The organism is Variovorax sp. J22G73 (assembly GCF_030317035.1).
Classification (GTDB): Bacteria; Pseudomonadota; Gammaproteobacteria; order Burkholderiales; family Burkholderiaceae_C; genus Variovorax.
Genome location: NZ_JASZYK010000011.1, coordinates 224,333 through 246,067, shown reverse-complemented (window position 1 = coordinate 246,067; position 21,735 = coordinate 224,333). Strand labels below are relative to the sequence as shown.

Below are 21,735 nucleotides of genomic sequence, written 5' to 3'. Positions count from 1 at the left end.
GTGAATTGACCCATGGTTGTGAATGCTCGAATAATGAATTGATTCTTTACTGTCAGTCGTCAATTCGGCCATGGACCATCTCACCGCCCTCAAGGTCTTCCGCACCACCGCCGCCACCGGCAGCTTCGCCGGCGCCGCGCGCCAGATGGGGCTGTCGGCGGCGGCGGTCAGCAAGAACATCGCGGAGCTGGAGGCGCACCTGAAGGTGCGGCTCATCAACCGCACCACGCGGCAGATGAGCCTCACGGAGGCGGGCGCGGCGTACGTCGAGCGGCTCGCGCGCATCCTCGACGACCTCGCAGAGGCCGACGCCGCGCTCGCGCCGATGGGGGCGAGCCCCGGCGGCGTGCTGCGCGTGAGCGCGCCGCTGACCTTCTCGCTCGTGTCGCTGTCGCCGGCCATCGCCGAGTTCATGCGGCGCTACCCGAACCTGCGCCTGGAACTGGACCTGCAGGACACCCGCACCGACCTGATCGGCGGCGGCTACGACCTGGCCATCCGCGGCAGCGACCGGCTGGAAGACTCCAGCCTCGTCGCGCGCGAGCTCACCACGCTGACGCATGTGCTGTGCGGCGCGCCGGCGTACTTCGCGGCGCACGGCGTGCCCGCGCAGCCCGAGGACCTGAAGGCGCACGAGTGCGTGCAGTTCACGCTCTCGGGCCATGCGAACCGGTGGACCTTCACCCGCGCCGGCCGCAACGTGGCGGTGCCGGTGGACGGGCGCTACAAGGTCAGCTCGAGCATCGCCGTGCGCGACGCGCTGCTGGCCGGCTTCGGCCTGAGCCTGATTCCGCGCCTCTATGTGGAGAGCGAGCTGTCGACCGGCCGGCTGCAGGCGGTGCTGGCGGACTGGGAGGCGGACCGCACGCCGGTGTATGCGGTGTACCCCTCGCGTCACCTGGCGGCGAAGACGCGCGCCTTTGTCGACTTTCTGGTGGAGCGGTTCGCGGTGCGTTGACCGTTCAGCAGCGTGCCCAGCGGCGTCCGGCGCACCAGCAGCTGGTAGCTGGCCAGCGCCACCAGCGAGGTGGCTGCGATGTTGAGGCCCATCTTCGTGAGCGCGCCGAAGGGCGCGTGGAACAGCAGGATGCCGAAGCCGATGGTGCCGAGCATGTGCACCAGGTACACCCAGTACGAGCTTTGCGAGAGGTACGTGAGCACCGCGTTCTGGCGCGGCACGTAGCGCACGAAGCCGCCGATCAGCGCCAGGCTCCACAGCCACGACGTCGCGTTGTAGGCGAAGGCGATCCAGAACTCGGCGTGCGGCAGGCGGTACGGGGCTTGGCCGTGCAGCGCGCCCAGCAGCGCCAACGTTGCAACGAAGAACGCCAGTCCGCCGAGCGCCAGGCCCTTGCAGCGCGCAGCGAGGCGCGCGAGCAAGCGCTCCTGGTCGCGGTGCAGGTACCACCCGAACACGAAGAACAGGCCGCTTTGAAGCCATTCGGAAAACGACGGCAGGAACGAGCCGCTCTCCGTCACGAACCCTGACGGATGAAAGGCCCCGGTGATCGCCAGCGGCAGCGCGAGCACCACGAAGCCCCAGCGGCGTTGCGCCAGCACGGCAAAGCCGCGAGCCACGGCATCGCGTTGCCGCGTCGGCACGAAGCGCCGCAGCCGAACGCCGGCCCCCGCCAGCACGCTGAACCAGAACAGCTGGTAAAGAAACCACAGGTGCATCGTGTTGAAGGGCGAGCCGCCCGGCTGTCGCGCGGGCGTGAGCGCGCTGTCGATGCCCGGCACTCCGCGCGCCGTCAGGTGGATGTAGACCATCGTCAGCAACGTGGTCGCCGCGAAAAGCGGCGGCCAGAACAGGGCGAAGGGCAGCGCGAGGCGCAGTGCGCGGTTCTTCAGCATGCCGCCCGCGCCGCGCCGCTCGACCAGCAACGCGACGAAGAAGCCGGCCAGCACGAAGAACACCGGCATGCGAAAGCTGTGAATGAACAGCAGCAGCAGGTCGGCCACCCGCGAGGTCTGCGGGTCGCGCCACGGCAGCGGCGAATCGACCGTGAGGTGGTTGATGGCCACGTGCAGCACGATGCCGAGCCACATCATCAGGGCACGGAGGTTGTCGAGCGCGTGGAGCCTCTGGGGCGCAGCGGGCGTGGGCGGGGTGGAGGGGATGCAGGCGTTGTTCATGCGGCCCACTGTTGGGCCTCACGCAACGTCAGGGTCAAGGGGCGGCGGTGCCCGGCATCGCATTTTTTTGCCGAAGCACGGCGATGGCCTGCAGCAGATAGCCGCGCACCGCGGGGCCGACGACGGCGGCTGCCTGCAGCATCGGCTCCGTGGCCATGGCTTTCATCAGCCGCGTGGCCAGCGCCGGGTCGTGGTCGGTGAAGGCGTCCAGCAGCTGAACCCAGGCCTGCGCGATGGCTTGCACCGCCTCGTCTTCGGGCGGAACCTGGCGGGCCTGGAGCGCGGCGAGTTCCTCGCCGAGGCGGCGCCATTCGTCTTCTGGCGGCTTGCCCAGGCGCGCGAGGTCTTCGGTGTCCAGGTGGCGCAGCAGCGCGGCCATGCGCACGCCGATGGCCGCGCCGATGTAGTCGATCAGTTCGGTCGGCGGCCCGTCGTCGCGCCGCGCCACCGGCTCGCGCCGGTACATCTCGCCCCATCGCGTGATGAGGTCGTAGTTGCCGTCCATCCACTGGCCCATGACGTTCATCCAGCGCGAGGCGAGCGGCTGCACCTCGGGCGCATCGCTGGGCACGCCGCGCGCCATCAGCGCGGCCACCTCGGCGATGAGCGGCGGCCACAGGCCGGCCACGGCGCTCCAGTTGGCCATGAGCGACTTGATCTCGGCGGGGCTGAAGTAGCGGCCGTAGGCGGTCATCTGCTCCAGCGTGGCGAGCCAGTCCTTCAGGTCGGGCTGGGCGCCTTCGGCGAGCCGCTCTTCGAGCAGGGCAAGCCGCTCGCGCAGCACCGTGACCTGCGCGATCTGCTGGTCGAGCGATGCGACCTGGCGCCGGATGATCGCGGGCAGCGCGCCGCTTTCAGCGCCGAGCAGCCCGCCGATTTCCGCCAGCGGCAGCCCCAGCAGGCGCAGTGCCTGGATGGCGTGCAGCCGGCCGATGTCGGCCGCGTTGTAGAGCCGGTAGCCGGCCTCGGAGCGTGCCGAGGGCGCAAGCAGGCCGATGGCGTCGTAGTGGTGCAGCGTGCGCACCGTGAGGCCGGTGTGCCGGGCGAGTTCTCCGACTTTCAGCAGCACTGCGGGCTCCTTGGGTCAAGGCCTGAAACGGATCAGTTCGTGGCCGCGGGCATCGTGCAGGGCATCTGCGATGTCCGTTGCTCGACCCTGCCGAAGGCGGTGGACGGCGCATCGGCGATCGGGTCGCTGCGCGAAACCGTCGCCACGTTGTCGCCCACCATGCACGACACCGGCATCGCCTGGGCCAGCGGTGCGAGCAGGCCGCAAAGCAGTGCCGGGGCGATGCGCCTCATGGTGGCCTTCGAAAGTTCAGTCGTTGGCAGGGGTCGGCTCGGGTTCTTCCCAGCCCGGCCACCCCAGCAGCTCCGCCAGCCGCTGCACGATCCACGTGGCCTCCGCCGCGGACACGCCCGACTCGGGTGTCGCCAGCCCGGCGTTGATGCGCCGCAGGATCTCGCTTTCGACCGGCACCTCGGTGTGGTGCTGCAGCTGCGCATGGCCCACGAGGTGGTTGGCGAGGTCTTCGCAGATCTCGTAGCGCGCGCGCACCACGTCGATGGGCTCGCTCAGGCGCTGGCGTGCGTCGCTGTACACCGCGAAGAACGAAGGGGGAATGAAGATCTGGTTGTCGTCGGACATGGTGGTTCAAGGGGCTGTTCGGGGGCGGCCCCAATGACAAAACGCGCCCGAGGGCGCGTTCGTCGTGGCTCCTGAGAGCCGGGGTGCTGGATCAGCCGCCCTTCTTGGGACGCTTGCCAGGGTTCTTCTTGCTGCGCGTGGCGGTGCCGCGTTCGAGGCTGACCTTCTGGCCGCCACCGGAGCGAGGCGCGGTGTAGCCGGGCAGCGGCGTCGGCTTGGGGGTGGCAACGCGTTCGGCTTCGGTACGGAATGTCTTGGGCATGAAAAGCTCGGGTAAAAGTAATGAATGTTCGACCCGCAATTAGGCCACATCAGGAATTTCACATGCCAATAACCGAAACGGCCGGCGGTGTCGAGCGGGCGCGCTTCGTTTCGGGCTCGCTGCTGCGTCACGTCTGCGTCATGGCGGGCACCGGCGCCATCGGGCTGATCGCGGTGTTCGCGGTCGACCTGATCAACCTGTTCTACATCTCGCTGCTCGGCGAGAAGGAGACGGCGGCGGCCGTCGGCTTCGCGGGCGTGGTGGGGTTCTTTCATGCGTCGCTGTGCATCGGGCTGACCATCGGCATCGCGGCGGTGGTGTCGCGCACGGTGGGCGCGGGCCGCTCGGAAGACGCGCGGCGCATCGCCACCTCGAGCCTGGTGCTGATGGCAGCGCTGTCGGTGGTGGTGGGCACGGGCACCGCCTTCTTCCTGCACCCGGCGCTGCAGCTGCTGGGCGCCACGGGCGAGACCGCGCGGCTCGCGCAGCGCTACCTTTCAGTGACGGTGCACACGCTGCCGCTGCTGGGCATCGGCATGGCCAGCTCGGCGCTCCTGCGTTCGGTGGGCGATGCGCGCCGCTCGATGACGGTGACGCTCGCGGCCGCCTTCGTGACGGCGGTGCTCGACCCCATCTTGATCTTCGGCTTCGGCCTGGGGCTCGACGGCGCGGCCATCAGCGCGGTGGTCTCGCGCCTGGTGCTGGCGGCCATCGGGCTGCATGGCGTGCTGGTCACGCACCGCATGCTCGGGCGCTTCGACGCGTCGCGGCTGGCCGACGATGCGCGCGCGCTCGGCACGGTGGCCGGGCCGGCGGTGCTGACCAACCTGGCCACGCCCGTGGGCGCGGCCTTCGTCACGCATGCGGTGGCGCAGTTTGGCCCCTCGGCGGTGGCGGGCGCGGCCACCATCGACCGGCTCACGCCCGTGGCCTTCGGGCTGGTCTATGCGCTGAGCGGCGCGGTCGGGCCCATCCTTGCGCAGAACCTGGGCGCGGGGCAGTACCGGCGCGTGCAGGAAGGACTGCGCGACAGCCTGCTGTTCATGGTGGTGTCGGTGGCCGTGGCGTGGCTGGTGCTGGCGCTGGGCCAGGGCGTGCTGATTCGCGCGTTCTCGGCCGACGGGCTGGCCGCGCAACTGATCTCGCTGTTCTGCAGCTGGCTGGCGCCCAGCTTCTTCTTCGCGGGCGGGCTGTTCGTGGCGAACGCGTCGTTCAACAACCTCGGGCATCCGCTGCTGTCGACCGCGTTCAACTGGGGCCGCGCGACGATGGGGACCATTCCGTTCGCGTGGTGGGGCTCGCACTACGGCGCGCCGGGCGTGCTGATCGGACAGGCCGTGGGCTCGTCGATCTTCGGATTGCTGGCGGTGGTGGTGGCGTTCAGGCTGGCCGCGAAGCTGGCGCGGCAGCAGGCGCCCGATGGGGTCGCCGAGAGGGTGGCCGATGCTGCAGCAGGTGCAGTTCCAGTGCTCGACGCCCCGGTGGCGCCGACCTCGGCGCACGGCGAGGCCGCGGCGCTTGCAACGCCGCAGCCCGGGGACGTTACTGGTCCTGGCCCAGGTCCTGCAGCGTCAGCAGCCGCACCCTGACCGACTTGCCCTTCACGCGCCCGCTGGAGAGCTTGCGCACGGCTTCCTCGGCAATGGCGCGGTCGACCGCTACATAGGTCGAGAACTCGTTGACGTTGATCTTGCCGACCTGCTCCTTGGCGTAGCCGCAGTCGCCCGTCAGCGCGCCCAGCACGTCGCCGGCGCGGATCTTTTCCTTGCGCCCGCCCACAATCTGCAGCGTGGCCATGGGCGGCTTCAGCGGCTCGCCCTTGCCCGGCGTGAGCTCGGCCAGGTCATGCCATTCCGACTCGCGGCCCTGCAGCTGCTCGATCTTGCCGACGTGGCCCATCTCGTTCATGCTGGCCAGGTTGAGCGCCAGGCCTTCCGAGCCGCCCTGCTGGCCCACGCGGCCGGTGCGGCCCACGCGGTGGATGTGGATTTCGGAGTCGGGCGTCACGTCGACGTTGATCACCGCTTCGAGCTGCGCAATGTCCAGCCCGCGCGCGGCCACGTCGGTGGCCACCAGCACCGAGCAGCTGCGGTTCGAAAACTGCACCAGCACCTGGTCGCGCTCGCGCTGTTCCAGCTCGCCGAACAGCGCCAGCGCGCTGAAGCCCTGCGCCTGCAGCACCTCGACCAGGTCGCGGCACTGCTGCTTGGTATTGCAGAAGGCCAGCGTGCTCACGGGGCGGAAATGGTCGAGCAGCAGGCTCACGGTGTGCAGCCGCTCGCTGTCCTTCACCTGGTACCAGCGCTGGCGGATCTTGCTGCCTTCGTGCTGCGCCTGCACCGTGATCTGCTCGGGGTTCTTCATGAACTGCTGCGCGAGCTTGGCGATGCCTTCGGGGTAGGTGGCCGAGAACAGCAGCGTCTGGCGCTCCTTGGGGCACTGGCGCGCCACCTTCACGATGTCCTCGAAGAAGCCCATGTCCAGCATGCGGTCGGCCTCGTCGAGCACCAGCGTGTTCAGCGCCGACAGGTCGAGGTTGCCGCGCTCCAGGTGGTCCATAAGCCGCCCGGGCGTGCCGACCACGATGTGGGCGCCGTGCTCCAGGCTGGCGATCTGCCCGCGCAGGGCCACGCCGCCGCACAACGTGACGACCTTGATGTTTTCTTCCGCGCGCGCCAGGCGGCGGATTTCGGTGGTGACCTGGTCGGCAAGCTCGCGCGTGGGGCACAGCACCATCGCCTGCACGGCGAAGCGGCGCGGGTTCAGGTTGGAGAGCAGCGCGAGCGCGAACGCGGCGGTTTTTCCGCTGCCGGTCTTGGCCTGGGCGATCAGGTCCTTGCCAAGCAGCGCCGGCGGCAGGCTGGCTGCCTGGATCGGCGTCATCTGCGTGTAGCCGAGCTGGGTGAGGTTGGCCAGCATCTGCGGCGAGAGCGCCAGCGCGGCGAAGCCGTTGTCGGCGGAGGCCTGGGCTTGCGGGCCGCCGGCTGTGGAGTTGGGTGTGGTCATCGTGCAGCAGCCGTGGCCCGGAAAAACAAAAGCCTTGCCAGCGCCCGTCGCGGGGCGCCGCAAGGCCTTTCGTCAGTCGCGGATCAGCGGCGGGGAGAGTTGTTGCCGCCGGAGGTCGGCGGCGGGCCGCGACGTTCCAGGTGACGGAAGGTGATACGGCCCTTGGTCAGGTCGTAGGGCGAGAGTTCGAGCGACACCTTGTCACCCGCCAGGATGCGGATGTGGTGCTTGCGCATCTTGCCGCCGCTGTAGGCGATCAGTTGGTGACCGTTGTCCAGCGTGACGCGGTAGCGCGAGTCGGGCAGCACTTCGGTCACTGCGCCGTTCATTTCGATCAGTTCTTCCTTGGGCATGTGTGGTTACCTCTGAATCGTTCGATGTGTGTTGGAGATGGATTTGGCGTGATTGTTTCAGCCCGCGCACGGGAGCGCGAGAGGGGCATTGCCGGCATGGCGGGGCGTGCGTTCGCGCACCCAGCCGAGCCCCTGGTCGATGGCGTAGCCCACTGCGGCGGCGCGGCTGGCAAAGCGCGGCGTGAAGCGCATCACGCGGTCGTGCATGCCGCTGCCGTGGCCGGAGCGGATCGAGACGGAGGCGGCGTAGTTGCCGTCGTCCTGGTGTCGAATGAGCGGGGAAACAAGGTACTTGCCCACCGCGATACTGTGTTGAATGATGTCCATGAAGCCTTGGCACAGCGCGCGGATACAGAGCGCGAAGTGCCTGAAAAATGATTGAAAACGGGCGTGGGCCGGCCGGAACGGCGCGGCGGACGCGCTATTCGCTTCAACAAGAACGAAGGCAGTGGTGGCAATCATGGGCGCCCGGTCTGGCGCTCCAACACACTGTGAAAGCCGGCTTGGGAATGAGAGGCCTGAAGAATCCAAGGGACAGTGCAGGTCAGCCGGCGGTATTGACGAAATTCTTCGTCGTGGTATCGAAACGAACCCGACATTATAGCCCGCAGGGCATGACGAGCGCTTGTCTTAATTACAACGATTCCATGAAAAAGGCCCCGAAGGGCCGTTCATAAAGCACTACTTGCTATTAAAAACATAGCGAAGTCGTCGATGAAGGCGACGTGCAGGCCATTCGTGCGATCTGTGCAAGACGCGCCCTGCGCGCCGCCCGCAGCAGCATCACCAGCCCGGCCAGCTGGCAGGCCGCGCCCACCCAGCCCACCGCGGCGACCCCCACCAGGTCGATGGCCGCGCCACCCAGCGCCGAGCCTGCCGCAATGCCCAGGTACACCGCCGATGCGTTGAGCGACAGCGTCATCGGCGCGCGTTCCGGCGCCAGCCGAATGAGCCGCACCGCCTGCGCCGGCCCGAAGCCCCAGCCCGCGAAACCCCACAGCGCCGACAGTCCCACGACGAGCGGCAGCGCCAGACCGCGCGGCAGCCACTGCGCCGCGAACGAGAGCCCGCCCAGCGCCAGCACCAGCATCAGCGCGAAGCCCTGCGCCACGCGGTCCGCGCCGAAGCGGTCGGTGGCCCAGCCGCCCGCCGCCGTGCCCACGGCCGCCGCCACGCCCACGGCGAAGAACACCGCGCCCACGCCCTGCGCCGCGAAGCCCAGCGTGCTGGAGAGAAACAGCGCGATGTACGTGTAGAAGCTGAAGCCGCCCGTGGCCCACAGCATCGTCACCGCGAGCGCCGGCATCACGCCGGGCTCGCGCACCACGGCAAAGGCCGGCGTGCGCCCGGCATCGGCGGCGGGTGCCGGCACCGGCGCGCGCGGCAGGCCCAGCGCCAGGCCGATGGTGGCCAGCACGGCCACTGCCGCGATCAGCAGGTAGGCCGTGCGCCAGCCGCCCCACCCCGCGATCCACGCGCCCAGCGGCACGCCGAGCGCCACCGCCACCGTCCCGCCCCCGCTCACGATGGCCAGGGCGCGCCCGCGCAAGGCCGGCGGCACCATCGCGGCGGCCACCGCGCTCGCGGTCGGCAGGAACACGCCGGCCACCAGCCCCAACGCCACGCGGGCCATCGCCAGTTGCGCGAAGCCCTGCGCCGTCGATGCGGCCAGCGTCAGCCCCGAGAAGAGCGCGAGGCTCGCGACCAGCAAGGCGCGCCGCCCGAAGCGCGCCAGCGCCGCGGCCATCAGCGGCGAGCCGATGGCGTAGCTCAGTGCGAACAGCAGCACCAGCTGCCCAGCGCGCGCGGCGCCGATCTGCAGGTCGGCCGCCAGCACCGGCAGCAGTCCCGCGACCATGAAGCTCTCGGTGCCGATGGCGAACGCGCCCAGCGCGAGCCAGCCCAGGCTGGCGGGCAGCCTGGCCGCGTTGCCGGGGTGGGGTGCAGCGAAATCGGTGTGCATGGAAGACTCCTGAAGCGACTGGAAAGTGATCGATGCCTGCACGATAGATTTGCAATTGGCTCTTCAAAAGAACCACAATCCGCGAAGTTCATGGAGCCACTTTTCGAACTCGACCTGCGCCTGCCGAGCCCCGGCTCGCGCGACCTGCTGCGCGAACTGCACCGGCAGCTGCGCGGCGCCATCGTCGACGGCCGGTTGCAGCCCGGCACGCGGCTGCCCGCCACGCGCGCGCTGGCGCTGCGCCTGGGCGTGTCGCGCAACACCATGCTCGCGGCCTACGACCTGCTGCTGAGCGAGGGCTACCTGCTGGCGCGCCCCGGCGCCGGCACCTATGTGGCCGACACGTCGCCCGCCTCGCGCCTGGGCCGGGCCACGAAGCCGTCGACCGTCCGGCGCACGCAGCGCGACACCCGCCTCGTCCCACTCGACGTGCCCGGCGCCGACCTGGCCCCCACCCTGCAGCCGCAGCCCGCGCGCGACGACTTCCGCGTCGGCCTGCCCGACGTGAGCGCTTTTCCCTTCGACATCTGGCGCCGCCTCTCCGACCGCGCCTTGCGCCGCATCGCCCGCCAGACCGCCACCTACGCCGACCCGCAGGGGCAAGGCGCCCTGCGCGAGGCCATTGCCCACCATGTGTCGTTCACCCGCGCGGTCGGCTGCACGGCCGACGACATCGTGGTCACCGCCGGCGCGCAGCAGGCGTTCGGGCTGCTGGCGCGCATCCTCGTGGTGCCGGGGCGCACGGTGGTTGCGGTGGAGCAGCTGTTCTATCCGTCGCTGCGCGAGGCCATGCAGGCCGCGGGGGCGCGCGTGGTGACGGTGCCCACCGATGTCGAAGGCCTGTGCGTCGACCGCATTCCGCCCGAGGCGCGCGTGGTGTGCGTCACGCCTTCGCACCAGTTCCCCACTGGCGTGGCGATGTCGCCGCAGCGCCGCGCCGCCCTGCTGGCCTTTGCACGCGCGCGCAACGCCGTCGTCATCGAGGACGACTACGACAGCGAATTCCGCTTCGCCGGCCGACCGCTCGACGCATTGCAGACGCTGGACCGCGCCGAGTCGGTGTTCTACGTGGGCACCTTTTCGAAGAGCCTGTTCCCCGCGCTGCGCCTGGGCTTCGTGGTCGCGCCGCCGTGGGCCCGCGCGGCGCTGGTGCGTGCGCGCGAACTGGCCGACTGGCACGGCCCCGTGCTCGGGCAGGAGGCGCTGGCGGCCTTCATTGCCGAAGGGCACCTCGCGCGCCACATCCGCAAGATGCGCAAGCTGTACGGCGCGCGGCGCGGCACCCTGCTCGACGCGCTGGCGCGCCATGGCGAGGGGCGGCTCGAGGCGATTCCGTCCGACGCGGGCCTGCACCTGTCGGCGTGGCTGCGCGGCGATGTGCGTGCCGACACGGTGGTCGAGCGCGCCGCCGCGGCGGGCATCACGCTGCCGCCGTTGTCGCGCTTCGCGCTCGACCCGCGCGCGCCCGGCGTGCCCAACGGCCTCGCGTTCGGCTACGGGCTCATCGGCGAGAGTCAGATCGACGGCGCGGTCCGCCGGCTCGTGACATTGCTCTGAACGCTCTCAGTGCTCTGAGCGCCCGTGCGCGCAGGCGTTCGAGCGCACGCTTTGTCGATGCGCTCCTACAGCCGGGCCGATGGCCGGTGCGCTCAATCGCGCCATGAATACCACCACGATGCTCTCCACCGCCCCCGTTCGCTACGACCCCGCCGTGGAGACCTTCCATGACGATGAGGCGCAGACGCACACGGACCTTGTCGCCACCCTCGTCGACATGGAGAAGACCATGGCCGACCACACCGGCCATGCCATGCGCGCGGTGCACGCCAAGAGCCACGGCTTGCTGCGCGGCGAATTGCGCGTGCTCGACGGCCTGCCCGAGCCGCTGGCCCAGGGGCTGTTCGCGGCGGCGCGGCGCTACCCGGTGGTCATGCGCTTGTCGACGCCACCGGCCGAAGTGCTCGACGACCGTGTCTCGCTGCCGCGCGGCATGGCCGTGAAAGTGCTCGACGTGGAAGGCGCGCGCGTTGAAGGCTCCAAGGGACACAGCTCGCAAGACTTCCTCTTCGTCGACGGCCCGGTGTTTTCCGCCCCCGATGCAAAGGGCTTCCTGCGCAGCCTGAAGCTGCTCGCCAGCACCACCGACAAGGCGCCCAACGCCAAGCGCGTGCTGTCCAGCGTGCTGCAGGGCGTCGAGAAAGCCGTGGAGGCCGTGGGCGGCAAGAGCAGCACGCTCATCGCCATGGGCGGGCATGCAGAGACGCATCCGCTGGGTGCCACCTTCTTCACGCAGGTGCCGCTGCGCTACGGCAACTACATCGCCAAGCTGCAACTGGTGCCCGTGTCGCCCGCGCTGCAGGCGCTGCAAGACGCCCCCATCGACCTCACCGACAAGCCCGACGGCACGCGCGACGCGGTCGCAGACTTCATGCGCCAGCAGCCGGCCGTGTGGGAGCTGCGCGCGCAGCTGTGCGTCGACCTGGAGCGCATGCCCATCGAAGACGCGTCGATCGAGTGGTCGCAAGAGCTGAGCCCCTTCATTGCCGTCGCGCGCATCACGGCCGATCCGCAAGAGGTGTGGAGCGAAGCGCTGGCGCGCGAGTTCGACGACGGCATGGCCTTCAACCCCTGGCACGCGCTCGCCGCGCACCGCCCGCTGGGCAATGTGATGCGCGCGCGCAAGGTGGCGTACGCGGCGTCGTCCAACTACCGCAGCGAGCGCAACGGCTGTCCAATGCACCGATGAAGGGGCGCGGGCGGAACGCGCTGCAAGAAGGCGGGCGCTCAGCCCAGCCCGAGCATCCGCTGGTTCGCCGCCACGTCCACGCCGCCGGCCGCGAAGTCGTCGAACGCGCGGTCCGCCACGTGGATGATGTGCTCGGCGATGAAGGCGGCGCCCTCGCGCGCGCCGTCTTCGGGGTGCTTGATGCAGCACTCCCACTCCAGCACCGCCCAGCCCGGAAAGTCGTACTGCGCCATCTTCGAGAAGATGCCCTTGAAGTCGACCTGCCCGTCGCCCAGCGAGCGGAAGCGCCCGGCCCGGTTGATCCAGCTCTGGAAGCCGCCGTACACGCCCTGCTTGCCGGTCGGGTTGAACTCGGCGTCCTTCACGTGAAAGATCTTGATGCGCTCGTGGTAGTGGTCGATGTACGCCAGGTAGTCGAGCTGCTGCAGCAGGAAGTGGCTCGGGTCGTACAGCAGGCAGGCGCGCGGGTGGTTGCCGACGCGCTCCAGGAACATCTCGTAGCTCACGCCGTCGTGCAGGTCCTCGCCGGGATGAATCTCGTAGCCCACGTCCACGCCCGCGGCGTCGAATGCATCGAGGATCGGGCGCCAGCGGCGCGCCAGTTCGTCGAAGGCCTCCTCGATGAGCCCCGGCGGGCGCGGCGGCCACGAGTACAGGTAGGGCCACGCCAGCGCGCCCGAGAAGGTCGCGTGTGCCCTGAGCCCCAGGTTCGCCGATGCCTTCGCCGCGAAATGCAGCTGCTGCACCGCCCACTGCTGGCGCCGCACCGGGTCGCCGCGCACCTCGGGCGCCGCGAAGCCGTCGAAGCCCGCGTCGTAGGCCGGGTGCACGGCCACCAGCTGGCCTTGCAGATGGGTCGACAGTTCGGTGATCTGCAGGCCGTGCGCGGCCAGCGTGCCTGTCACTTCGTCGCAGTAGGTCTTGCTTTCGGCGGCCTTCTTCAGGTCGAACAGGCGCGCGTCCCAACTCGGAATCTGCACGCCCTTGTAGCCCAGCCCCGCGGCCCATCCGGCGATGCCGTCGAGCGTGTTGAAAGGGACGCTGTCTCCGGCGAACTGGGCCAGAAAAATGGCCGGGCCCTTGATCGTTTTCATCGGCTTGTCTTCCTTCTTGGTTTTGACGGCGTTGAAAGCATACTTGGCGTGTCGTCCGACCCCGAGCGAGAAGTCAAGGAGCCACAATGGATTTTCCTCTTCGTTCTTTGGGCCTCGGCCCCTCTCGTCCGGCTCACACCGTCGACAGTCCCGCGATGACACAACCCGTTTCCGCCCGGCTCAAGATCGGCCTGTCCGCCTGCTTCTCGCACGCCGACCCGGCCCGCTCGCTGTTCACCAACAAGACGCTGCAGTACGTCGAGCAATCGATCGCGCACTGGCTGATGTCCGCGGGTGCCATGGTGGTGATGGTGCCCTGCCCCACCGGCGAAACCGCGCGCGGCGACACCAAGCTGTCGCACTACGCCGAGTGGCTCGACGGCGTGGTCATGCACGGCGGTGCCGACGTATGGCCCGGCAGCTACGGCGAGGTGCCCCTGAAAGACGCGTGGATCGGCGACCAGATCCGCGACCTGTACGACCTGGCGCTGGTCGAGGCCTTCGAGCAGGCGGGCAAGCCCATCTTCGGCGTGTGCCGCGGGCTGCAGCTCATCAACGTGGCCTTCGGCGGCACGCTGTACCAGGACATCGAGGCGCAGCACGCGGGCGGCCTGCGCCACCGCGACCCCGTGACCTACGACCAGAACTTTCACCAGATCGAGATCGTCGACGGCACGCGCTTGTCGAAGCTGTACCCCGACGTGCGCAACGCGCGCGTCAACAGCATCCACCACCAGGGCGTGAAGGACATCGCGCCCGGCTTCGACATCGAGGCCTGGAGCCTGCCCGACCGCGTGCCCGAGGCCATTCGCCGCCGCGGCGACCGGGGCCGCAGCTACATCGCCGCCACGCAGTGGCACCCCGAGTTCCACAAGTACGGCAGCACCGAGACGGTGGACGACACGCCCATCCTCCACGACTTCCTGTGGGCCTGCGCCACGGCCAAGGTGGCACCGCGCTCGTCGCTGCGCTCCAACACCGGCAAGATCCGCGACCGCGCGGCACGCATGCTGCGCCGCGCGTTGCTGCGGCGCTGAGCCGCGCTTTCACTTTTTCGTTTTTCAGTGCCACGCGGCGCGCAGCAGCGCGCCCGGGTCGCTGGTGCCGGCGCTGATGCCGGTCACCGCGCCCCAGTCGGGGTCGAAGCGGCTCGAGACGAAGGCGGCCGACGCCTCTGCGCTCGCGTGCTCCAGCATCAGGCAGGCCTGCGCGGCCAGCACCAGCCGCTGCGTGAAGCGGCGCGCCTGGCGCTCCAGGTCCTGCGGCGGCAGCTGCACCATCTGGCGCACCGCCTGCAGCTCGGCCAGCAGGCGCGGCTCGCCGGCCGCGACACCCTGCAGCTGGTCGAGCACCAGGTGCACGTCGTCGGGGTTGCGCGACACGGCGCGCAGCACGTCCAGGCACATCACGTTGCCCGAGCCTTCCCAGATCGAGTTGACCGGCGCCTCGCGAAACAGCCGGCCCATGGGCGCGTCTTCCACATAGCCGTTGCCGCCGAACACCTCCATCGCCTCGCCCGTGAGCGCCACCGCGCGCTTGCAGTTCCAGAACTTGGCCGCGGGCGTGAGCAGGCGGCGCCATGCGGTGTCGATGGGCGCGGCGGAGCCGAAGCGCGAGGCCAGCCCCATCGCCAGCAGCGTGGCGCCCTGCGACTCCAGCGCCATGTCGGCCAGCAGCTCGGTCATCACCGGCTGGTCGACCAGCGCCTTGCCGAAGGCGTAGCGGTTGCGCGTGTAGTGCAGCGCCTGCGCGAAGGCCTGGCGCATGAAGCCGGCGCTGGCCAGCGCGCAGTCGAGCCGGGTGACGGTCGCCATTTCGATGATGGTCGGAATGCCGCGGCCCTCGTCGCCCACCAGCACGCCCCAGGCCTCCTTGAACTCGACCTCGCTGCTGGAGTTGGAGCGGTTGCCCACCTTGTCCTTCAGCCGCTGGATATGGATCGGGTTCTTGCTGCCGTCGGGCCGCCAGCGCGGCACGAAGAAGCACGATGAGCCGTGCTCGTCGGTCTTGGCCAGCACCAGGTGGCCGTCGCACATCGGCGCCGAGAAGAACCACTTGTGGCCGGTGATGAGAAATTCTTCGCCCCACGGGCCGCTGCCGGCCGGTCCCGCGCGCGTGGTGTTGCTGCGCACGTCGCTGCCGCCCTGCTTCTCGGTCATGCCCATGCCGACCGTCATCGAGGTCTTGCGCTCCAGCGGAATGTCGCGCGCATCGTGTTCGTTGGAGGCCAGCTTGCCGCTCAGCGCGGCGTACAGCGGTGCGTTGCGCCGCATCACCGGAATGCAGGCCTTGGTCATGGTGGTCGGGCAGGTGGAGCCCGACTCGATCTGGCTGTGCATGTACAGCGACGCGCCGTAGCCCACCCAGGCCGAGGGCCGCTCGTCGAAGAACGGCAGGTTGGCGATGCCGTTGCGCCGCGCGATGGCCATCATCGTGTGCCAGGCGGGGTGGAACTCGACCTGGTCGATGCGCTCGCCGATGCGCGAGTGCGTGTGCAGCTCGGGCTCGTGGCGGTTGGCGTTCTCGGCGGCGCGCAGCGTGGCCTCGGCACCGTATTCAGCGCCCTGGCGCACCAGCTCGTCGTCGCGCCAGCCGGCGCCGCCGCGCGCCACCGCGCCGCGCAGCGCGGGGTCGCTGGTGTAGACGTTGTAGTCCTTCAGTTCGGGGACCTGGTTGTCGGGGTGGATGCCGGTGGTGGTCATGGTGTGTCTCCGGGGTGTTTCGTTGGAAGAAGGCGCCGTGTGGTTCAGGCCACGCGCTCGCGCAGCACCAGCGTCTGGGTCGCGATGCCGATCGGGCCGCGCGTGTCGTACAGCCGGGACACGGCGAGGCCCGCGCCGTCGCCGTGCACTTCGGTCGCCGAGCGCAGTCCGATCCATTCGCCCTCGGGCGCGCGAAACAGGTTCAGGCTCAGGTCCGCGTTGGAGAACAGGAAGCGTTCGGCCGGCAGCACCCAGCTCAGGCCGTTGCCGAAATCGGCCGCCGCGGCGGTGCGCATGGCTGGCGAATTGGGCACGCCCTGCACCAGCGGCACGCCGAGCCGGAACCACGCGCCGCACGGGCCCGGGCGGGCCGAGTCGCCCTCGGCCACGCGCGATTCGACCGCGCTGCTGTAGAAGGACACGCCCTCGGGCAGGCCCGGAATGCGCACGCGGTCTGTGCAGTCTTCGGGTGGGCGCATCGGCGCTTGCGCGGTGGCGTGCGGCAGGTCGGCGGGCAACGCCAGCGGCTGCCTGGCGAGCAGCAGCGCGTGCGCCCGCGCAACCACCACGTCGCCCGCCAGCAGCTCGATGCCCACGCGCACCGTGGCGCGCGAGGACTGCACCTGCGAGCGCGACACCAGCGGCGCCACCGGCACCGGCTTGACGAGCTCGACCGTGAGCCGCGCCAGCTGCCAGCCCGGGCCGGGCGCCGCGCTTTCGGCGATGTGCGCGAGCAGCCCGCAGGGCGCGCCGCCGTGCTGCGCGCGCGGGTCCCAGGGGCCGCGCGAGAGCGCGCCGGGAAGCCAGGCGCCGTCGCCGCCGACAAAGACGCAAGCGCGCGATGCGGGGGATTCGTCCGAGGTGCTTTCGTGGAGGGCCATTGCAGAATCCGTTCGATGGGTCCAAAAATTCTAGGAACAACACGCTTGCAGGGTGTTCGGGTTCGGCCGGAATGACAAGCACGCGAACCCCCGCCGCCGCCCCGAGGAGAAAACCTCGCCAGTCCCGCGCGCGCCACACCTCGCAGGCGCTGCAGGAGGCCTTTGTTCGGCTTTGGGTCGAGAAGGGCTACGCGGGCGTCACCATCCGCGAGATTGCGGCGGTGGCCGGCACCGGGCTCGGCAGCTTCTACGAATACTTCGAGAACAAGGACGACCTGGCCCGCGTGTGCCTGCACCTGCGCTCCAAGGCGCTGCTCATGGGCATGCGCGCCGCCGTCGCCGCGCATGCGGGCCGGCCGCTGCGCGAGATCGTCGACGCGGTGATCGACGCGCAGCTCGACGCCCACCGCGAGCAGCCGCTGGCCTGGGGCGCGCACTACCTGCTGGAGCGGCACCTTTCCAGCCCCGAGGCCTACCGAAAGATGTACGACCGTTTCGTCGCCGAATGGGTGGGCGCGCTGGACGCGGCCGCCGACCTGTCGCCCGATTGCCAGAAGAAGGAAGTCGCCCGCGTGTGCCAGACCATCATCTACGGCCTGGTGGCGCACACCCACATCGGCACCGGCGGGCGGCCCGACCTGCAGGCGCTGTCACGGCAGCTGCGCGGGGCGCTGCACGGCTACCTGGTGGGAACGGCGGGAATGCCGGGAGCGGCCGGCGCGGCCTGAACGGACAGGAAGGGTGTTGCCGGGATCAGCGCGACGACTTGTTCGTCGTGCCGCTGACGCTGGCGTCGATGGTGCCGAACACGGTCACGCCGCTGCCGCCGGTCGTGCCCGATGCGCTGTTGCCGCTGCCGGCGGCGCCGGTGCCCGCGCAGCCCGACACCAGCGCGCCCATGGCGATCACGAACACGGCGGTGATGAATGGCTTCACTGGAAACTCCAAGGGGTGGTTGAGTGATGAGGGGAACGAGCGGCCCACTATAGGCCGGCCGTGCTTCCGTCCTGTAACAACACGCCCGACGCCGGCGGGGTTGTTGCGCGCAGCCAGTCGATGAGCGCGCGCAGCTTGGGCGGCACGCGGCGGCGGTCGGGGTAGTACAGCGTCAGGTCGGGCAGCGGCGTGGTCCAGTCGGCCAGCAATTGCACCAGCCTGCCGTCGGCGATGTGGCGCTCGGTGAAGCTGCCGATCAGGTTGGCGATGCCGATGCCGTCGACCGCGGCGTCGAGCATCACGGCCACGTCGTTCATCACCAGGCGCCCGCTCACCGCGAGCGTCATGGCCTCGCCGTTCTTCGCGAACTCCCAGCGTTCGAGCTGGCCCGAGCTCGCGAAGCGAAAGCCGATGCAATCGTGCGCCAGCAGCTCGCGCGGATGCACCGGCGTGCCGCGCTCGGCCAGGTAGCGCGGCGCGGCGACGATGCAGTTGGCCATCGGCGGGCCGACCCGCAGGCCCACCATGTCGCGCTCGACCATGCCGCCGAAGCGGATGCCCGCGTCGAAGCCCCGGCCCACGATGTCGACCAGCGTGTTGTCGATGGACACCTCCAGGTCGATCTGCGGGTACGCGCGCAGAAAGGCGCCGAGCACCGGCTGCAGCACCCACAGGTAGGCCCCGCGCGACACCGTGAGCCGCAGCAGGCCCGAGGGGCGCTCGGCGCTGTCGCTCAGCTCTTCGGAAGCCGAAGCCAGCTCCTGCACCGCCGGGCCGATGCGTTCCAGAAAGCGAGCGCCGGCTTCGGTGAGGTTCACGCTGCGCGTGGTGCGGTTGAACAGCGGCACGCCCACGCGCTTTTCGAGCAGCCGCACGGCCTGGCTCACAGCCGAGGGCGAGACACCCAGGCGCACCGCCGCGGCCGAAAAGCCGCGTGATTCGGCCACGGCCACGAAGGTGGCGAGGCCGTCGAGCTGGTCCTGGCGCATGAAGTCGTGTGACGTGGTGTGAAGGAGAAGCCGGCGCGGTCTTGAAGAAAACCTTCAAGGTGCTTAGCTGATTGGGCGGATTATCAAAGCGATGCGGCGCGCGCACAGTCTGGCCATCGGTTCTTCCACCTCCCCACCAAGGACATTTCCAATGACTGCTTCCGCTGCTTCTTCATCATCTTTGCGCACCTGGTTCATCACCGGCGTCAGCAGCGGCTTCGGCCGCGCGCTGGCGCAGGAAGCGCTGGCTGCCGGCCACCGCGTGGTCGGCACGCTGCGCAACGAGGCCGCCCGTGCCGCGTTCGACGCGCTGCAACCCGGCCGCTCCTTCGGCCGCCTGCTCGACGTGACGCACGGCGCCGAGGTGCTGCGCGTGGTGGCCGAGGTCGAGGCCACGGTCGGCCCCATCGACGTGCTGGTCAACAACGCCGGCTACGGCCACGAGGGCACGGTGGAGGAATCGTCGCTCGACGACCTGCGCCAGCAGTTCGAGGTGAACGTGTTCGGCGCGGTGGCCATGGCCAAGGCGGTGCTGCCCTTCATGCGCGCGCGCCGGCGCGGCCACATCCTGAACATCACCTCGATGGGCGGCATCGTGACCTTTCCGGGGCTGGGCTACTACCACGGCAGCAAGTTCGCGCTCGAGGGCATCTCGGAAACGCTGGGCAAGGAGGTGGCGAGCTTCGGCATCCACGTGACGGCGGTGGAGCCCGGCGGCTTTCGCACCGACTGGGCGGGCCGCTCGATGGTGCGCGCGCCGCAGACCATCGACGACTACGCGCCGGTGATGGGCCCGGTGCGCGAGGCGCGCCTGGCGCGCAGCGGCAAGCAGGCGGGCGACCCGGCGAAGGCCGCGCGCGCCATGCTCCAGCTGACCGAAGCGGCGAACCCGCCCGCGCACCTGCTGCTCGGCCCCGACGCGGTGAAGGTGGTGCGCGAGAAGCTGGGCGCGCTGCAGGAGGAGATCAAGGCGTGGGAGGCGGTGTCGGTGTCGACCGACTTCACGCCGTGATCACACCGTGATCGGGCCTTGATCGGGCCCTGATCACCGGGGCCGCACGGCTCAGCGCGGGTCCGTCGCCAGCAGCATCTCGACCATCGAGCGCAGGTGCGCCTGCAGCCGTGCCGCGCCGGCTTCGTCGAGCGCCAGCGTGGCCTCGTCCATGTAGAGCTTGCGGTTGATCTCCACCTGGATGCTGTGCCGGTTGCCGGCCGGGTCGCCGTTGCGGCGAACCAGCTCCACGCCCTTGTAGGGGTGGTTGTAGTCCACGCTGTAGCCCAGGCCGCGCAGGTGCTCGCACAGCTTGCGCGACAGCGCCGGGTCGGCCGTGCTGCCGTCGCGGTCGCCGATGACGAAGTCGGCATGCGCCAGCCCCGGAAAGTCGGTGGCATGGCTGGCCGCGATGGCCGGCATCGAGTGGCAGTTGATGTGGATGGCGTAGCCGTGGCGCACATGCGCCTCGTCCACCGCCTGCGTCACGGCCGCGTGGTACGGCCGCCAGCAGCTGTCGATGCGCTGGCGCACCTCGTCGACCGGCAGCTGCCGGTCGTAGATGGGCAGGCCCTCGTCGGTCAGCTTCCAGATCAGCCCCTTGCCCAGGCGCACCTTCGAGAGCACGCGCGGGTCGGTGGAGACCGGGTCGGTCCACGCGCCGTCGAGCATGGTGGTGTCGATCTCGGTGGTGTCGCGGTTGGCGTCCAGGTAGCTGCGCGGAAAGTGCGCCTCCACCCAGGCCACGCCCAGCGCGGGCGCGAAGGCGTAGAGCTTTTCCACGTGCGTGTCTTCGGCGCGGCGCAGCGTGGCCAGCTCGCGCACGGTGCCGAAGTCGTCGGGGTACACGGTGCCGCTGTGCGGGGAGTCGAGCACCAGCGGTGTGTGCCCGGCCACGGTGGTGACCTGGGCGCGGCTTTGGATGATTTTCAGGACTGGATGCATAGGCAGGCGCGGGTCAATCCAATCGGACGCGGGCGAATTCGGCGACCTTCTTCATCTTGTCGATCTCGCTGGCGATCTGCTTGGTGAACTGCGCCGGCGTGGTGCCCGAGGCGTACAGGCCCTGCAGTGCCAGGCGCTCGCGCACCGAGGCGTCCTTCAGCGCGGTGGCCACGGCCTGCTGCATGCGCAGCACCAGGTCGGCGGGCGTGCCGGCGGGCGCCACCATGCCGAACCACGACGGGTCGTTGTTGGCCGGGTAGCCCAGCTCGCCGTAGGTGGGCACGTCGGGCAGCACGTCGAGGCGGCCGCTCCACGACACGGCCAGCGCCTTCAGCTTGCCCGACTTCACGTGCGGCAGCGACGAGGCCACCTGGTCGAAGTACACCGGCACTTCGCCCGCGAGCACGTCGTTGATGGCCGGGCCCGCACCGCGATAGGGGATGTGCACCATCGAGGTTCCGGTGCTGCTCTTGAAGAGCTCGCCCCACATGTGGCCGATGGTGCCGTTGCCCGGCGTGGCGTAAGACACCTTGCCCGGGTTGGCCTTCAGGTACTTCACCAGTTCGGCGAAGTTGGCCACCGGCAGCTTCGACGGGTTGATGACGATCACGCCCGGCGCCTTGACGATCTCGGTCACGGCGGTGAAGCCCTTGATCGGGTCGTACGGCAGCTTCTGGTACACGGCCGGGTTCACGCCGTGCGTGGACAGCGTGGCAATGCCGAAGGTCAGGCCGTCCGGCGTGGCGCGGGCCAGTTCGGCCATGCCGATGGAACCGCCGGCACCGGCGCGGTTGTCGATGACCACGGGCTGCTGCAGGATCTTGGCCACGGGCTCGCCGAGCACGCGCGCGGTGATGTCGGTGGCGCCGCCCGGCGGGAACGGAACGACCAGGCGAATGGGTTTGCCTTGGGCAAAGGATATTCCTGGAAGGATAGAAGCGGCAGCCAGCGTGGAGATGAAATGACGACGTTGCATGGGGTGTATTCCAGTGTGCATTGAGAGTGAAGGAGCGATTTCCGCCTCACTTCAAAGCAAAGGATAGACCAGCTAACATTCTGATCTGGAATGTTTTAATGGGCTTT

At 69.6% G+C, this 21,735-nt stretch carries 23 protein-coding genes; 7 read left to right on the top strand and 16 right to left on the bottom strand.

Annotation, left to right across the window (positions count from 1 at the left end; genetic code table 11):
* Positions 1-70 precede the first annotated feature (70 nt).
* Positions 71-958, top strand: a complete 888-nt coding sequence (locus QTI51_RS30685) for a LysR family transcriptional regulator (protein WP_116910466.1) — start codon at positions 71-73, stop codon at positions 956-958.
* Here QTI51_RS30685 and QTI51_RS30680 read toward each other — a convergent pair.
* From QTI51_RS30680 to QTI51_RS30660, 5 genes are all read right to left on the bottom strand, one after another.
* The gene (locus tag QTI51_RS30680; protein WP_286517119.1) at positions 895-2,136 is read right to left on the bottom strand and encodes an acyltransferase family protein; all 1,242 of its coding nucleotides are present in this window, start codon (positions 2,134-2,136) and stop codon (positions 895-897) included. The two genes, QTI51_RS30685 and QTI51_RS30680, sit on opposite strands and share 64 nt — an antisense overlap.
* A 34-nt stretch (positions 2,137-2,170) precedes the next feature.
* On the bottom strand, positions 2,171-3,205 hold the full coding sequence (locus tag QTI51_RS30675) for a MerR family transcriptional regulator (RefSeq protein WP_116910464.1): 1,035 nt from the start codon (positions 3,203-3,205) through the stop codon (positions 2,171-2,173).
* A 32-nt stretch (positions 3,206-3,237) separates the two neighbouring features.
* Positions 3,238-3,438, bottom strand: a complete 201-nt coding sequence (locus tag QTI51_RS30670) for a hypothetical protein (protein WP_116910463.1) — start codon at positions 3,436-3,438, stop codon at positions 3,238-3,240.
* A 16-nt stretch (positions 3,439-3,454) separates the two neighbouring features.
* Positions 3,455-3,784 (bottom strand): hypothetical protein, encoded by a 330-nt coding sequence (locus QTI51_RS30665; RefSeq protein WP_116910462.1) that lies wholly within the window; start codon positions 3,782-3,784, stop codon positions 3,455-3,457.
* A 91-nt stretch (positions 3,785-3,875) separates the two neighbouring features.
* Positions 3,876-4,046: a hypothetical protein gene (locus QTI51_RS30660; protein ID WP_165840364.1), complete on the bottom strand. Its 171-nt coding sequence runs from the start codon at positions 4,044-4,046 to the stop codon at positions 3,876-3,878.
* Between the two features lie 62 nt (positions 4,047-4,108).
* Here QTI51_RS30660 and QTI51_RS30655 point away from each other — a divergent pair, with 62 nt between their 5' ends.
* On the top strand, positions 4,109-5,635 hold the full coding sequence (locus tag QTI51_RS30655; protein ID WP_116910461.1) for an MATE family efflux transporter: 1,527 nt from the start codon (positions 4,109-4,111) through the stop codon (positions 5,633-5,635).
* Here QTI51_RS30655 and dbpA read toward each other — a convergent pair.
* From dbpA to QTI51_RS30635, 4 genes are all read right to left on the bottom strand, one after another.
* Entirely contained in the window at positions 5,589-7,052 is a 1,464-nt protein-coding gene (gene dbpA, locus QTI51_RS30650) for an ATP-dependent RNA helicase DbpA (protein WP_116910460.1), read from the bottom strand. The genes QTI51_RS30655 and dbpA overlap by 47 nt on opposite strands.
* A gap of 83 nt (positions 7,053-7,135) precedes the next feature.
* Positions 7,136-7,405, bottom strand: coding sequence for a translation initiation factor IF-1 (infA, locus tag QTI51_RS30645; protein ID WP_013544282.1), 270 nt, complete (start codon positions 7,403-7,405; stop codon positions 7,136-7,138).
* 57 nt (positions 7,406-7,462) lie between these two features.
* On the bottom strand, positions 7,463-7,732 hold the full coding sequence (locus QTI51_RS30640; RefSeq protein WP_116910507.1) for a hypothetical protein: 270 nt from the start codon (positions 7,730-7,732) through the stop codon (positions 7,463-7,465).
* A 364-nt stretch (positions 7,733-8,096) separates the two neighbouring features.
* Complete coding sequence (locus QTI51_RS30635; protein WP_116910459.1) at positions 8,097-9,368, bottom strand: MFS transporter; 1,272 nt, start codon at positions 9,366-9,368, stop codon at positions 8,097-8,099.
* Between the two features lie 90 nt (positions 9,369-9,458).
* Between QTI51_RS30635 and pdxR the strand changes: the two genes are divergently transcribed.
* Together pdxR and QTI51_RS30625 are read left to right on the top strand one after the other, a co-directional pair.
* Positions 9,459-10,925 (top strand): MocR-like pyridoxine biosynthesis transcription factor PdxR, encoded by a 1,467-nt coding sequence (gene pdxR, locus QTI51_RS30630; protein ID WP_116910458.1) that lies wholly within the window; start codon positions 9,459-9,461, stop codon positions 10,923-10,925.
* A gap of 103 nt (positions 10,926-11,028) precedes the next feature.
* The gene (locus QTI51_RS30625; protein WP_286517118.1) at positions 11,029-12,114 is read left to right on the top strand and encodes a catalase family protein; all 1,086 of its coding nucleotides are present in this window, start codon (positions 11,029-11,031) and stop codon (positions 12,112-12,114) included.
* A gap of 38 nt (positions 12,115-12,152) precedes the next feature.
* On the opposite strand, the gene QTI51_RS30620 is transcribed toward QTI51_RS30625, so the two are convergent.
* Positions 12,153-13,208: a sugar phosphate isomerase/epimerase family protein gene (locus QTI51_RS30620; protein WP_286517117.1), complete on the bottom strand. Its 1,056-nt coding sequence runs from the start codon at positions 13,206-13,208 to the stop codon at positions 12,153-12,155.
* Positions 13,209-13,363: 155 nt separating this feature from the next.
* On the opposite strand from QTI51_RS30620, the gene QTI51_RS30615 reads away from it, so the two are divergent.
* The gene (locus QTI51_RS30615; RefSeq protein WP_116910457.1) at positions 13,364-14,245 is read left to right on the top strand and encodes a gamma-glutamyl-gamma-aminobutyrate hydrolase family protein; all 882 of its coding nucleotides are present in this window, start codon (positions 13,364-13,366) and stop codon (positions 14,243-14,245) included.
* A 24-nt stretch (positions 14,246-14,269) separates the two neighbouring features.
* Here the strand turns inward: QTI51_RS30615 and QTI51_RS30610 are convergent, their stop codons facing one another.
* Both QTI51_RS30610 and QTI51_RS30605 read right to left on the bottom strand, forming a co-directional pair.
* Entirely contained in the window at positions 14,270-15,910 is a 1,641-nt protein-coding gene (locus QTI51_RS30610; RefSeq protein WP_116910456.1) for an acyl-CoA dehydrogenase family protein, read from the bottom strand.
* Positions 15,911-15,954: 44 nt separating this feature from the next.
* A complete protein-coding gene (locus QTI51_RS30605) occupies positions 15,955-16,791 on the bottom strand; it encodes a thioesterase family protein (protein WP_116910455.1) in 837 nt (278 codons plus the stop codon).
* A gap of 71 nt (positions 16,792-16,862) precedes the next feature.
* Here QTI51_RS30605 and QTI51_RS30600 point away from each other — a divergent pair, with 71 nt between their 5' ends.
* Entirely contained in the window at positions 16,863-17,519 is a 657-nt protein-coding gene (locus QTI51_RS30600) for a TetR/AcrR family transcriptional regulator (RefSeq protein ID WP_116910454.1), read from the top strand.
* Positions 17,520-17,544: 25 nt separating this feature from the next.
* On the opposite strand, the gene QTI51_RS30595 is transcribed toward QTI51_RS30600, so the two are convergent.
* Positions 17,545-17,727, bottom strand: coding sequence for a hypothetical protein (locus QTI51_RS30595; protein ID WP_116910453.1), 183 nt, complete (start codon positions 17,725-17,727; stop codon positions 17,545-17,547).
* Positions 17,728-17,774: 47 nt separating this feature from the next.
* Positions 17,775-18,716 carry a LysR family transcriptional regulator gene (locus tag QTI51_RS30590; protein WP_116910452.1) on the bottom strand — a complete coding sequence of 314 codons (942 nt, stop codon included), beginning with the start codon at positions 18,714-18,716 and terminating at the stop codon, positions 17,775-17,777.
* 151 nt (positions 18,717-18,867) lie between these two features.
* On the opposite strand from QTI51_RS30590, the gene QTI51_RS30585 reads away from it, so the two are divergent.
* The gene (locus QTI51_RS30585; RefSeq protein WP_116910451.1) at positions 18,868-19,728 is read left to right on the top strand and encodes an oxidoreductase; all 861 of its coding nucleotides are present in this window, start codon (positions 18,868-18,870) and stop codon (positions 19,726-19,728) included.
* Between the two features lie 51 nt (positions 19,729-19,779).
* Here QTI51_RS30585 and QTI51_RS30580 read toward each other — a convergent pair whose 3' ends face one another.
* Complete coding sequence (locus QTI51_RS30580) at positions 19,780-20,652, bottom strand: N-formylglutamate amidohydrolase (RefSeq protein ID WP_116910450.1); 873 nt, start codon at positions 20,650-20,652, stop codon at positions 19,780-19,782.
* A gap of 13 nt (positions 20,653-20,665) precedes the next feature.
* A complete protein-coding gene (locus tag QTI51_RS30575; RefSeq protein WP_116910449.1) occupies positions 20,666-21,628 on the bottom strand; it encodes a tripartite tricarboxylate transporter substrate binding protein BugE in 963 nt (320 codons plus the stop codon).
* Positions 21,629-21,735 lie beyond the last annotated feature (107 nt).

What these genes read in the sequence shown, in the direction of transcription:
- QTI51_RS30620 (WP_286517117.1), bottom strand. Translation starts at nt 13,208, where the DNA reads ATGAAAACGATCAAGGGCCCGGCCATTTTTCTGGCCCAGTTCGCCGGA.
- QTI51_RS30635 (WP_116910459.1), bottom strand. Translation starts at nt 9,368, where the DNA reads ATGCACACCGATTTCGCTGCACCCCACCCCGGCAACGCGGCCAGGCTG.
- QTI51_RS30670 (WP_116910463.1), bottom strand. Translation starts at nt 3,438, where the DNA reads ATGAGGCGCATCGCCCCGGCACTGCTTTGCGGCCTGCTCGCACCGCTG.
- infA (WP_013544282.1), bottom strand. Translation starts at nt 7,405, where the DNA reads ATGCCCAAGGAAGAACTGATCGAAATGAACGGCGCAGTGACCGAAGTG.
- dbpA (WP_116910460.1), bottom strand. Translation starts at nt 7,052, where the DNA reads ATGACCACACCCAACTCCACAGCCGGCGGCCCGCAAGCCCAGGCCTCC.
- QTI51_RS30640 (WP_116910507.1), bottom strand. Translation starts at nt 7,732, where the DNA reads ATGGACATCATTCAACACAGTATCGCGGTGGGCAAGTACCTTGTTTCC.
- QTI51_RS30680 (WP_286517119.1), bottom strand. Translation starts at nt 2,136, where the DNA reads ATGAACAACGCCTGCATCCCCTCCACCCCGCCCACGCCCGCTGCGCCC.
- QTI51_RS30625 (WP_286517118.1), top strand. Translation starts at nt 11,029, where the DNA reads ATGAATACCACCACGATGCTCTCCACCGCCCCCGTTCGCTACGACCCC.
- QTI51_RS30665 (WP_116910462.1), bottom strand. Translation starts at nt 3,784, where the DNA reads ATGTCCGACGACAACCAGATCTTCATTCCCCCTTCGTTCTTCGCGGTG.
- QTI51_RS30600 (WP_116910454.1), top strand. Translation starts at nt 16,863, where the DNA reads ATGACAAGCACGCGAACCCCCGCCGCCGCCCCGAGGAGAAAACCTCGC.
- QTI51_RS30575 (WP_116910449.1), bottom strand. Translation starts at nt 21,628, where the DNA reads ATGCAACGTCGTCATTTCATCTCCACGCTGGCTGCCGCTTCTATCCTT.
- pdxR (WP_116910458.1), top strand. Translation starts at nt 9,459, where the DNA reads ATGGAGCCACTTTTCGAACTCGACCTGCGCCTGCCGAGCCCCGGCTCG.
- QTI51_RS30655 (WP_116910461.1), top strand. Translation starts at nt 4,109, where the DNA reads ATGCCAATAACCGAAACGGCCGGCGGTGTCGAGCGGGCGCGCTTCGTT.
- QTI51_RS30590 (WP_116910452.1), bottom strand. Translation starts at nt 18,716, where the DNA reads ATGCGCCAGGACCAGCTCGACGGCCTCGCCACCTTCGTGGCCGTGGCC.
- QTI51_RS30685 (WP_116910466.1), top strand. Translation starts at nt 71, where the DNA reads ATGGACCATCTCACCGCCCTCAAGGTCTTCCGCACCACCGCCGCCACC.
- QTI51_RS30585 (WP_116910451.1), top strand. Translation starts at nt 18,868, where the DNA reads ATGACTGCTTCCGCTGCTTCTTCATCATCTTTGCGCACCTGGTTCATC.
- QTI51_RS30605 (WP_116910455.1), bottom strand. Translation starts at nt 16,791, where the DNA reads ATGGCCCTCCACGAAAGCACCTCGGACGAATCCCCCGCATCGCGCGCT.
- QTI51_RS30610 (WP_116910456.1), bottom strand. Translation starts at nt 15,910, where the DNA reads ATGACCACCACCGGCATCCACCCCGACAACCAGGTCCCCGAACTGAAG.
- QTI51_RS30660 (WP_165840364.1), bottom strand. Translation starts at nt 4,046, where the DNA reads ATGCCCAAGACATTCCGTACCGAAGCCGAACGCGTTGCCACCCCCAAG.
- QTI51_RS30615 (WP_116910457.1), top strand. Translation starts at nt 13,364, where the DNA reads ATGACACAACCCGTTTCCGCCCGGCTCAAGATCGGCCTGTCCGCCTGC.
- QTI51_RS30580 (WP_116910450.1), bottom strand. Translation starts at nt 20,652, where the DNA reads ATGCATCCAGTCCTGAAAATCATCCAAAGCCGCGCCCAGGTCACCACC.